Annotated in this window: 10 protein-coding genes, 1 tRNA gene and 1 pseudogene; 2 read left to right on the top strand and 10 right to left on the bottom strand. The window is 58.1% G+C overall.

Annotated elements, in window-relative coordinates:
• Positions 1-52: 52 nt before the first annotated feature.
• The 3 genes and pseudogenes from HQL63_14670 to HQL63_14660 all read right to left on the bottom strand — a co-directional run bounded on the left by HQL63_14670 (position 53) and on the right by HQL63_14660 (position 3,096).
• Positions 53-451, bottom strand: a pseudogene (locus HQL63_14670) (transposase).
• A gap of 368 nt (positions 452-819) precedes the next feature.
• Positions 820-1,911: an LPS export ABC transporter permease LptG gene (gene lptG, locus HQL63_14665; GenBank protein MBF0178068.1), complete on the bottom strand. Its 1,092-nt coding sequence runs from the start codon at positions 1,909-1,911 to the stop codon at positions 820-822.
• 3 nt (positions 1,912-1,914) lie between these two features.
• Positions 1,915-3,096 carry an LptF/LptG family permease gene (locus HQL63_14660; protein ID MBF0178067.1) on the bottom strand — a complete coding sequence of 394 codons (1,182 nt, stop codon included), beginning with the start codon at positions 3,094-3,096 and terminating at the stop codon, positions 1,915-1,917.
• A gap of 250 nt (positions 3,097-3,346) precedes the next feature.
• Here HQL63_14660 and HQL63_14655 point away from each other — a divergent pair, with 250 nt between their 5' ends.
• Both HQL63_14655 and HQL63_14650 read left to right on the top strand, forming a co-directional pair.
• A complete protein-coding gene (locus HQL63_14655; GenBank protein ID MBF0178066.1) occupies positions 3,347-4,906 on the top strand; it encodes a leucyl aminopeptidase in 1,560 nt (519 codons plus the stop codon).
• The gene (locus HQL63_14650) at positions 4,906-5,406 is read left to right on the top strand and encodes a DNA polymerase III subunit chi (protein MBF0178065.1); all 501 of its coding nucleotides are present in this window, start codon (positions 4,906-4,908) and stop codon (positions 5,404-5,406) included. The genes HQL63_14655 and HQL63_14650 overlap by 1 nt, the downstream gene beginning before the upstream one ends.
• A gap of 611 nt (positions 5,407-6,017) precedes the next feature.
• Here the strand turns inward: HQL63_14650 and HQL63_14645 are convergent.
• The 7 genes from HQL63_14645 to HQL63_14615 all read right to left on the bottom strand — a co-directional run bounded on the left by HQL63_14645 (position 6,018) and on the right by HQL63_14615 (position 10,613).
• Complete coding sequence (locus tag HQL63_14645) at positions 6,018-6,176, bottom strand: type II toxin-antitoxin system RelE/ParE family toxin (protein MBF0178064.1); 159 nt, start codon at positions 6,174-6,176, stop codon at positions 6,018-6,020.
• A gap of 147 nt (positions 6,177-6,323) precedes the next feature.
• Positions 6,324-6,590 carry a hypothetical protein gene (locus tag HQL63_14640; protein ID MBF0178063.1) on the bottom strand — a complete coding sequence of 89 codons (267 nt, stop codon included), beginning with the start codon at positions 6,588-6,590 and terminating at the stop codon, positions 6,324-6,326.
• Positions 6,591-6,796: 206 nt separating this feature from the next.
• Entirely contained in the window at positions 6,797-7,906 is a 1,110-nt protein-coding gene (ychF, locus tag HQL63_14635) for a redox-regulated ATPase YchF (GenBank protein MBF0178062.1), read from the bottom strand.
• Positions 7,907-7,913: 7 nt separating this feature from the next.
• Entirely contained in the window at positions 7,914-8,501 is a 588-nt protein-coding gene (locus HQL63_14630) for an aminoacyl-tRNA hydrolase (protein ID MBF0178061.1), read from the bottom strand.
• 35 nt (positions 8,502-8,536) lie between these two features.
• Positions 8,537-9,181: a 50S ribosomal protein L25/general stress protein Ctc gene (locus HQL63_14625; protein ID MBF0178060.1), complete on the bottom strand. Its 645-nt coding sequence runs from the start codon at positions 9,179-9,181 to the stop codon at positions 8,537-8,539.
• A 338-nt stretch (positions 9,182-9,519) separates the two neighbouring features.
• Positions 9,520-10,458 carry a ribose-phosphate pyrophosphokinase gene (locus HQL63_14620; GenBank protein ID MBF0178059.1) on the bottom strand — a complete coding sequence of 313 codons (939 nt, stop codon included), beginning with the start codon at positions 10,456-10,458 and terminating at the stop codon, positions 9,520-9,522.
• A gap of 80 nt (positions 10,459-10,538) precedes the next feature.
• Positions 10,539-10,613: transfer RNA gene (locus HQL63_14615), tRNA-Gln, on the bottom strand.
• Between the last annotated feature and the right edge of the window lie 99 nt (positions 10,614-10,712).

The raw sequence follows: 10,712 nt of genomic DNA, 5'->3' as shown, positions 1-10,712 counted from the left end.
ATTCGAGTTTGGTAGGGCTGTGTGACCGCGATCAACCAAGAAGGGACACTACCCAAAACCCTTCCATGGTGTTGACGTGGACTTCATGAAATCCATCACCATCTTCATTCCGGGCATACTCGCCCAGGCTGTGATTGACGGTCTTGTGTCCATATCCCCATTCTGACAAGCGATCATAAATGACAAATTCATCTGTAAACACAAGGCTCCCAGGAGATATGAATGCTTGCACCAGCGGAGCGATGGTCACCTGTTGCACATTGGGAAGCATTCGGATGACGACTTCACCCGAACGCTGGATCATCCCAAAGATTGGCGGCTTTTCTTTTGCCAAAGTCCCTCGTCCCCGGGCGCCTTTCAGCCAATTCCGACGACCTTTTCGGCCCTTCTCCAGAACTTTGTCAGGGCGGCCTTTATGGCCCGCGATGACGTAGACCTCGTCGCATTCCACCTCACCCGACAATGTCACCGGTGTTTTTTTTCTCTACCCCTTCCCGAAGTCGCATCGTCATCTGCTGGACATCGTCCTGGTTCGGACGGTCTCGTAGCACTGCTCGTCACTGACCAGGTGTTGGATCTTGACCATTGGTTGGGGAATCATCCTTGACCTCCCAGTGAAGGTGAATTGCTGCCGAACATGCTACCTTAATTCACCGCTTCAGGCCATGCCCCCGGAATCCATATTGAGCCATATCAATTCGGGTATGCAACTCATCAGCATCAATCTAAATCTGCCTCACTTTCGAGACCTGATACTGAATAGTGACCCGGATTCAAGGAATACTCCTCATGCGTAAGAGATCTCCCTATATCCCTCGTCTACACCCTTGCCTCCTCCTCCAAATGCATCAACATGAAAACCCCCAGACTGGCAAAGAGCACCACCGGCGACCAGGCCGCCACCAAAGGCGGCAACCTGCCCCCCTCCCCCAACGCCATGGTCATATCAGCCGTGATGAACATGATAAATCCTGCCAGAATACCCGCCGTCAAACTCCGCGTCGTCCCCCCGAGCCGATGCATGCGCAAAGCGAAAGGAAACGCCAACAAAATGGCCGCCAATGCGGCAAATGGATTGGCAATCTTGCGTTGCAAAACCAGCCGATACAACGTGGCGTCATACCCCTCCCGCTCCAGGCGCTCCGCCATCACCCAGAGACGCCGCACCGACAAGGCATCCGGCGACGGCGTATTCCGATCCAACTGCTCGATCTCCAACGCGACATCCCAGGAACGCTGTTGAAAGGGGTGTGGCGCGGAGCTGTCGAGAAAATCATAGGCCACCCCCTGAATGAGCTTCCAACCCTCCGTGCAACGCTCCGCCCGGCGGGCATCCAGGCGCCTAATCAGATGGAACCGGTCATCAAACTGCAACACCGTCACCCCGAACAACACATGATGTTGCGCCGAAACCTGCTCGGCATGAATAACCCGATTCCCGTCCCACAACCAAAAATCCTGCGCATCCCGGGTCAGGGAGATATCGGTCTCCCGCCCCTCCATCGCCTGGGACAGCCGATAAGAGGCCTGATTGGCACGCGGGACAATCTGATCCTGAATCAAAAATTGTATCGCCGCCACCAGCCCACCCCCCACCAGAAACGGCAACAAGACACGGTAGATGGAGATGCCCCCGGCCCGCATAACCGTGATTTCGTTGTGCCGCGCCAGACGGGAGAGAACAAGCAACGTGGTGAGCAGGACAATCGGCGGTAACAACTGCACCAGAAAAATGGGGATGCGCAGCACCAACACCTGCAAAACACCCTGCCAATCGGCATACGGTGCATGACTGAAACGCCGCACCTGCTCGGCTCCGTCCAAGATAAAAAACATGGTGGTGAATACCCCCAAAACCTGGGCAAACCCCACGATAAAACGCATCAGCGCATACCGAAACAGTATGCGCATGCGCTAAGCCTCCACCCCGGGAGTTTCCACGCGCCGCATGGAAACCACCCGCGCCAAAAACTGGATGGCAGCCTGCACCCGGTCCGCCAAAAACACCGGTCGGTCGCGCGCCGACTCCCGGTAGACATGGAGCGTCAACAAGACCATCAGCACATTGGGCGCCCCATATCCCGGCAAGGGATCCAGAACGTGCCGATGCGCCAGCAGTTCGCCCAGGGTGATCAACGTGAAATGCAGCATCAGAACCAGAATGGCCAGCACAAAACCAAACCCCCGCCCACTGCGGTGCCCCTGCTGCAATCCCAACGGAATGGCCAGCAAACCCAGGATGCAGGTGGCCGCCGGAATCGCCAACCGATGGTGCCACTCCATGCGGGCCAGACGGACATGTTCAGGTGTTCCTTGGTCCACCGCCTGATACAGGGCGGAGAAGGAGTAGGTGGCCAAAGCCCGGGTCTCGGGATCGTCCGCCGGGTTGCCATCCAGCCCCAGGTCCATATCGAACGTCACAAAATCCAACCGGCGCAGGCCACCCCCCGGCAGCAACCGTTGCCGACTCCCCTCCTCCAGATAGAGCGCCAGATGACCCAAAGAGTCGTGATGCAACCGACCCTGACGCGCCACAACAGTCTCCGGTTCGTCGGCGTTGCGCTGATCATGGATCAATATGCCCCACAAAATCCGCTCGGGAAGCTGCTGTTCGCGCACATAGAGGGTGAGTCCGGGCAGAATTTGTTGGAATGTATTGCTCTTGATGGCCAACGTGCTGCGCGCCAACATGGCACTCTTGATCTGATAAAAATGCTGGTGCGACTGCGGCACGGCCACCCAGTTCAACCACAACGAAAACCCCGTGGCCAGGAGAACAAGAATTGCAATGGGTCGGGCAATTTGGTAGAGACTGACCCCACTGGTGCGCAGAATGACCATTTCACTCTCCTGGGAGAGGCGCCCCAAAGCCAGCAGGATGCCCAGCAACAGGGCCATGGGGAGCGTTGCAACAACAAATTTCGGCAAAATCAGCACGGTCATGTGCAACAGAATGCCTATGGAGAGGGTGCTGTCGACCCATAAATACATCAGCTTGACGATTTGCGGCAAAAGCACCAAAAAAGTCAGCACGACCAGGGCGATGGATACAGTCACGCTGCACTCGGTCAACAAATAACGGGAGAGTCGTTTCATGAGGGTCCGCGTTGCTCTCCGTCTGGAGGGGTGCTGAATGGTCACAAACTCGGAATCATATCGGCATCTGCAACCGGATCTCAAAGCAAAATGGATAAAATCGACATAACGATTCGGCACCCTTCATCACCCTTTCGAAGAAAGCCGAGGCTTGAAAGCCTTTGTCAGGGCTTCGCCCCGAACCCCGCCAGGGCTCTGCCCTGGACCCGCCAGGGAGCCAGCCCCCTGGATCCCGATTCGTGGCCGGGTGATGAATAGTTACCAAAATCGACAAGATGAGGAGAGGATGGCCATGGCCGAGCGCATGTTGAAGGTCACCGCCGATGCGGGAAAAGTTGCCGCATGGTCCGGGGATGGTCTGGTAGTGGGAGTGTACGAAGGACGCAAGGCCCAGAAGGCCCTACAGGAGTGCGGCAAGGAAGTGGAGAAAGCCGTCCAGCAGGCCCTGGAAGGAAAGTGGATCAACGGCAAAGTCGGCGAAACCCTGCTTCTGCCTGCTCCAGGGGGCGCCTCCCTCCGGGTGCGCGCCATCCTGCTCGTGGGGCTCGGGAAAGAAGATGCCATGACCCGCGAACGGTTGCGGACCATCGGTGGCGGCATTTACGGGCAAGCCAAAAAATCCACGCTGGAGACCCTCCTCTGCCTCATCAGCATGGATGAGCATGGTGTCAAGATCAACGCCGCCGCCGAAGCCCTGGCAGAGGGGCTCATGTTGGGCTCTTATCGTTTCGAGCATTACCATCACGAAACCCCGGACGCGGAGCGCTTTCATCCCCGCTCCTGCACCCTGGCCATGCGCGAAGAGAAGATCGCCACCCTGGTTAAGCGGCTGGAACAGGTGCGTGCCCAGGTGGGTGGGGTTTTTCTGGCCCGGGATCTGGGAAACCATCCCGCCAATGTCGTCAACCCGGAATACCTGGCCCATCAGGCGCGCCTGCTTGGGGAAAAATACCATCTGCGCACGACGCTTCTGGGCATGGACGAGTTGCGTGGCGCCGGCATGAACGGCATCCTCGCCGTCGGGCAGGGAAGCATCAACCCGCCCCGCCTGTTGGTGATGGAGTATCGCAATGGTGGGGAAAAACCGCCGCTTGCGGTGGTCGGCAAGGCGATCACTTTTGATGCGGGAGGTATCTCCCTCAAACCCGCCGACAAGATGGAGCACATGAAATATGACATGTGTGGCGGGGCAGCGGTTTTTGGCTTTCTGCAAGCCGTGGCGGAGATGAAACTGCCCATCAACGTTGTCGGCATTGTCCCGGCGGCGGAGAACCTCCCTTCGGGGTCGGCGCAACGGCCCGGCGATATCATCAAGACCGCCAAGGGGATCCACGTCGAGGTAATCAACACCGACGCCGAGGGACGCCTGATTCTGGCCGACGCCCTGCATTATGCCGAACGTTTCCGGCCACGCTATATCATTGACTTGGCGACGTTGACCGGGGCCTGTGTCATTGCCCTGGGTTCCGAGTGCAGCGGCTTGATGAGCAACGACAAGAGCCTGGCCAAAAAGCTGCGCCGCGCCGGAGAGACAACCGGCGAACGCCTCTGGCCACTGCCGATGTATCCGGAATATCAGGAAAAGATCAAATCCGATGTTGCCGACATCAAAAATGCCGGCACCCGGGATGCCGGGGCGATCATGGGGGGATGTTTCCTCTCGCGCTTTGTGGAAAAAGATCGCCCCTGGGCCCATCTCGACATTGCCGGCACCGCCGATGAAAAATCGGGCCGTCCCCACGTTCCCAAGGGGGGATCGGGGGTTGGGGTGCGGCTGCTGTGCCGCTTTGCCCGCAAGTATATGGACTGATGGCCAGGAGCGGTGCAGCCGATATCCCCCCCACGGTCCGTTTTTATCAGGCCGCCGGGGGTGATCCCTACAAACTGGTCGCCATCCTGGCCGCCAAGGCCCTGGAGCGGGGTCTGCGGCTTGCCGTGGTCGCGGCCCATGCGGAACAAGCCCAATATTTGGATCAATTTCTTTGGCGATATCCTGACAACAGCTTCCTGCCGCACGCTCTGGCGACCGAGCCCGACCCCGATCTGCAACCCCTCCTGATCGACACCACGCCAAGCGACCGGAACGGCGCCACGGTTTTGCTCGTCGCCAGCAGTCAGATTGTGGCCAGTCCCAACCAATTCGATCTGATCATCGATTTTGCCTACGCCAACGACCACGCCGACAACAGGCACTACCTCGCCAGCCGCCAGCGCTACAGCCATTATCAACAACTGGGTTGCACCATGGAATATTGGGTACAAAATAGTGCAGGGGGGTGGGAGAAGAAGACGACCCCTGGAGGTCGCTGAATCGTGTCTGCCATGGATCAAGTCAAGTTTCAACCTGAGCAGTTCACCATCACCAGACACGGGCGCGCCATCGCGACGCTGCAACCAGTGCACCTCTTCCAGGCCAACAATTGAAGATGCGATCCAGGCCATGGAGGCGTTCGGCGCCAGCGGTCCAGCCTTGGGGGATATCTCCTTGCGGGAGTTGATGGGAAAGGGACGGCGTTGAAATGACCAGGTTTGTGTTAGACGCTTCGGTCACGATGGGTTGGTGTTTTTCCGACCAAAAAACAGACTACTGGACCAACCGACTTGATTTGAAGTGCTCACTTTTCGTGCCTATTCCGCACTCTTTCAAGAAAAGCTTGGAAATGAAAGCCTTTGTCAGGGCTTCGCCCCGAACCCCACCAGGGCGCTGCCCTGGACAAAGCCAGGGAGCCAGCCCCCTGGACCCCGTTTCATGGTTGAGCTGTTCCCGGAGCATTGGAACATTTCTGCACATCAAATCAACACGGTTGAGCCACTAGGCAGAAGACCTAACCCAGATCCGTCCCATCCAGGAAAACGAGCTTGCTCGTTGTGCTGCCTGCCTCTCCCCCTGGATCGAACCCCTCAACAATCCATGGAAAACATCATTTCAGATCCTTCAAAAGATTTGGATGGTCACGGGCGCCATGTATGAATCGCAAAACTTCGATTCCGCTCGTAGCTTCCCTGTAAAATATGACGTATCTGCCAACTGCAAAGCTCCGTAAATTCGGGGCCAAATCGTCGCGTGGACGACCAACCAAAGGATGTGACGACCAGAAGCCAACATATTTCTTCGAGTCGTGCTATAAACGTTGCGGCACGATCAGGGTCGTCTCTGGCAATAAACTCGCCGACCCCATGCAAATCAGCGCGAGCATGGTCCGTGATTTGTAACTTTGACATATTTGTCAGACTATGGGAAATTTGGCTTTAAGCTCAGCAAAAATAGTTGCACCATCTATGATACGGCCTGCATTAGCATCCTCGACTCCTTCTTGGATATCTCGCCGTAAAGTCGCCAATTTTTCTTCTTCAGTCTGAGCTGGTTCTATAGTAACGACAAAACGGGCATTCGCAGCAGGGCGATGTATAAAACATTGAGCAATGCTTTCCGGCAATTCCGAGGCTAGAAACTCCAGAGTAAATGGTTCAGGTAGTTGATGTTGCGTAGTCATGGCGTTGCGGTCCTCCTTCTCGATTTTATTGCCGCGAGAACTTTTGGCGTAACCGTTCGGCACCCCTTCCAGAAAAGCTCGGATATGAAAGCCTTTGTCAGAGCTTCGCCCCGAACCCCACCAGGACTCTGTCCTGGACCTGCCAGGGAACCAGTCTCCTGGACCCCCATTCGACCCAGGGCTCTGAACGGTTACAAATCTCTTCCTCACACATTAAACCGAAAGTGCATCAAATCGCCATCGTTCACCACATAATCCCGGCCTTCGAGGCGCAGGCGGCCTTTTTCGCGGGCGCCCTGTTCCCCCCCGCAGGCGATCATATCGGCATAGGCGATCACCTCCGCCCGGATGAATCCTTTTTGGAAATCGGTATGGATCACCCCGGCGGCAGCGAAGGCCGTATCGTTGCGCTGGATGGTCCAGGCGCGCACCTCTTTGGGACCGGCGGTAAAGTAGGTGATCAACCCCAACAGGGAGTAGGCCGAAGCGATCAAACGGTGCAAACCAGGCTCGGCGAGGCCCAAATCGTCCAGGAAGGCCTTTTTCTCTTCATCCGCCAACTCGGCGATCTCGGCTTCGATGGCCCCGCACAAAACGGCCACGGCAGCCCCCTCTGCGGCGGCGATGGCACGGACAGCATCAACCAGGGGGTGCTGGCCGGGCTTTTGCGCCACCGCCACCTCGGCCTCGGCGACGTTGCAAACGTAGAGGACGGGTTTGGCAGTCAATAAAAACAACTCCCGTGCCGCAATCTTCTCTTCCTCGGAAAGCCCCTGACGCCGCACGGGCACCCCGGCATCGAGGCCGGCAGCAATTTTTTCACTGACGGCAGCCAGAAAGAGGGCCTCCTTTTCGCCGGAACGGATTTTTTTTCCCGTGCTCTCCATGCGGCGGCGGGTGGCATCCAGATCGGCCAGCATCAGTTCGGTCTCGATCACCTGGATGTCGGAGGCGGGATCGACACGGTCATGCACATGGGTGATGTCCGCATCCTCGAAACACCGCACCACATGCGCCACGGCATCCACCTGCCGGATATGTCCGAGAAACTGGTTGCCCAACCCTTCGCCACGGCTTGCCCCTTTCACCAAACCGGCAATATCGACAAACTCCATGGTGGTGGGCACCGTCGCCTTGGGCTGGATCAGTGCCGTCAGCTCCTGCAAGCGCGGATCAGGAACCGCCACCACGCCGATGTTGGGCTCGATGGTGCAGAAGGGATAGTTGGCCATGGCCGCACCGGCGGCGGTCAGGGCATTGAAGATGGTCGACTTGCCCACATTGGGCAGGCCGACGATACCGCATTTCAGAGCCATGGGTGCCTCACGTCGAACGGGCTGGCTTGACGGGAGAGTTGACCAGGCGATTCATGGCCCCGGGCAAATCTCCCTGCAAAATGTGAGAAAGGGAGGCCGGCAGGGCGGCCAACAGGGTATCCACAACCTCCCGCTCGTCCCGGGTGAAGGACTCCAGGACAAAACGAACCGGATCCATCCCGGCAGCGGGACGCCCCACCCCCAGACGGACCCGGACGAAGGCGGGCGTCCCCAAATGTTGCTGAATGGATTTGAGGCCATTATGACCAGCGTTGCCACCTCCGACCTTCATGCGCACCTTGCCCAGGGGAAGGTCCATGTCATCGTGGAAAACAACCACCTCTTCCGGAAGTATTTTGTAGAAGCGGACCGCCTCTCCCACCACCTCGCCGGAGAGATTCATGAAGGTCTCCGGCAGCAGCCAGAAGAGACGGGCATCCCCGACCTGTCCCCCTCCCCAGCGCCCCCGAAACCGGGAGCCGTCGCGACTCAGAGCAAAATGCTCGACGAGGCGCAGGACGGCATCCCAGCCCAGGTTGTGACGGGTCGCCCGGTAGCGTTCGCCGGGGTTGCCCAATCCGACCAGTAAATGCACGGAAGTGATGGAGGATCAGGTCAAGAGTCGCGCACCTACTCCTTTTTATCCCCCTCGCCACCCGAGGTCGTCTCCGTGGTGGTGGTCGCTTCCGGAGCTGCGGTGTCGACCTCTTCGGCCTGGACGCCAACCACGGCAGCCACAGTAAAATTGTCCTCGGCATGGACTTCAACGCCATCGGGGAGCTTGATATCCTGAATATGGACAGATTCGCCAATCTCAAGACCGGCCACCGAAATCTCAATCCACTCCGGAATATGGTCGGCACGGCACTGCACGTGCAGCTCCCGCCGGATGGCTTGCACCATGCCACCCCGTTTAACGCCGGGGGATTCGGTTTCTCCTTTGACCACCACCGGCACCATGATGTCGATGCGGCGCATCGGATCGAAACGTAAAAAATCCACATGTTCGGTCACACTGGTGACCGGGTGCCGCTGGGAGCTGCGCACCAGAACGGTCACCCGTTTGCCATCATCCAGGACCAGATGCTGGGGGTGAGTCCGGAGCGCCCGACCCTCCGCCTCCATGAGCATGTTCCACTCTTTACGCTCCAGGGAGATGTTCAGGTTTTCCTGGCCGGCCCCGTAAACAACCGCCGGAACCAGCCCCTCACGCCGCAACTTGCGAGCCACCCCCTTGCCGGTCCCGCTGCGAGCGAAAGCTTTAATCTGTGCCATTTTATCATCCTTTCTTGAGAGTCACCCCGCATCGGGTGGGGCGCCATGCCTCCGATCACCAGCCTCCAGGGGTGCTGAGTGCCGGATGGAACCCGTCCGATGAGACACACCGGCACAACATGGCCGGCAAACAAGAGATTAAACACGACGAACACAAAAAAAGAATTTGTTCCACACCCCCCAAAAAACGATTGAAAGACTGGGATGGAGGTCCAGGAGGAAGGGCTGCGCCCTTCTTCCTGGTGGGGTTCGGGGCGAAGCCCTGACAAAATCTTTCCTGTCGCCCCTTTTACCATCTTCAGGGCCTTGGCCATCAGAACCCGGGTGGGTCTGGACCATCAAACGAACAGCGAGCTGACCGACTCCTCATCGGAGATGCGGCGGATGGCCTCGCCAAGGAGGTTGGAGACGGTCGCCACCTTGATTTTTTGGCACGCCGCCGCCCGGGGCGACAACTTGATGGTGTCGGTCACCAGCAACCCCGTCAACTGTGACTCTTCAATGCGATCCACCGCCGGTCCGGAGAGCACGGCGTGGGTACAGACCGACACCACCGATTTGGCGCCATGTTCGATCAGGGCATTGGCAGCCTTGGTCAAGGTGCCGGCGGTATCCACCATGTCATCGACGATCAGGCACTCCTTGCCCACCACATCGCCAATAATGTGGTGAATTTCGGCAATATTGGGGGCGGGCCGGCGTTTGTCGATGATCGCCAATTCCAGGTTGAGGCGTTTGGCGTAGGATCGGGCCCGCACCACCCCGCCGACATCCGGCGAGACCACCAGGGCATTCTCCACACCCCGCTCACGGATCGCTCCCAGCAGGACCGGCGTGGCAAAAATGTTGTCGACCGGCATGTTGAAGAAGCCCTGGATCTGCCCCGAGTGCAAATCCATGGTCAACACCCGCTGCACCCCGGCGGCATGCAGGAGGTCCGCCACCAGTTTGGCACTGATGGGTGTCCGCCCTGCCTCCTTGCGATCCTGGCGTGCATAGCCATAGTAGGGGATGACCGTGGTGATACGCCCCGCCGAAGCACGGCGCAGGGCATCGACCATGATCAGCAGTTCCATGAGGTGGTCGTTGGCCGGTGCCGAGACCGGCTGAATGACAAAAACGTCCCGACCGCGCACATTTTCATTGATCTGGACAAAGATCTCCCCGTCGGAAAACCTCCTGACCGAGGCATTTCCCACCTGAACCATCAGGTACTCGGCGATCTTTTCGGCCAGATCCGGGTTGGCTGTCCCGGAGAAGAGACACATTCTTTGAATGGACATGCGAAATCCACCACCTTGGGCTTGACGGGATAGCGAACGTCTGTCGTTGTTCAACCCCGGATAAGAGCATAAATTGGCTGGGCCGCCAGGATTTGAACCTGGGAATGCCGGAATCAAAATCCGGTGCCTTACCGCTTGGCGACGGCCCAACACAAAAACACGACACACCCATCACACGACCGGCCCCCAGACACCCACCGGTGAACGTTTGCTGTTGGTGCCTGACAGCGGACGCATACTTGAACGTC

Source organism: Magnetococcales bacterium (genome assembly GCA_015231175.1).
GTDB lineage: Bacteria > Pseudomonadota > Magnetococcia > Magnetococcales > DC0425bin3 > HA3dbin3.
Note: the sequence above shows the minus strand (reverse complement) of the source record. Positions and strands in the feature narration are given on the sequence as shown.

What these genes read in the sequence shown, in the direction of transcription:
- lptG (MBF0178068.1), bottom strand. Translation starts at nt 1,911, where the DNA reads ATGCGCATACTGTTTCGGTATGCGCTGATGCGTTTTATCGTGGGGTTT.
- HQL63_14625 (MBF0178060.1), bottom strand. Translation starts at nt 9,181, where the DNA reads ATGGCACAGATTAAAGCTTTCGCTCGCAGCGGGACCGGCAAGGGGGTG.
- HQL63_14655 (MBF0178066.1), top strand. Translation starts at nt 3,347, where the DNA reads ATGAATAGTTACCAAAATCGACAAGATGAGGAGAGGATGGCCATGGCC.
- ychF (MBF0178062.1), bottom strand. Translation starts at nt 7,906, where the DNA reads ATGGCTCTGAAATGCGGTATCGTCGGCCTGCCCAATGTGGGCAAGTCG.
- HQL63_14640 (MBF0178063.1), bottom strand. Translation starts at nt 6,590, where the DNA reads ATGACTACGCAACATCAACTACCTGAACCATTTACTCTGGAGTTTCTA.
- HQL63_14650 (MBF0178065.1), top strand. Translation starts at nt 4,906, where the DNA reads ATGGCCAGGAGCGGTGCAGCCGATATCCCCCCCACGGTCCGTTTTTAT.
- HQL63_14660 (MBF0178067.1), bottom strand. Translation starts at nt 3,096, where the DNA reads ATGAAACGACTCTCCCGTTATTTGTTGACCGAGTGCAGCGTGACTGTA.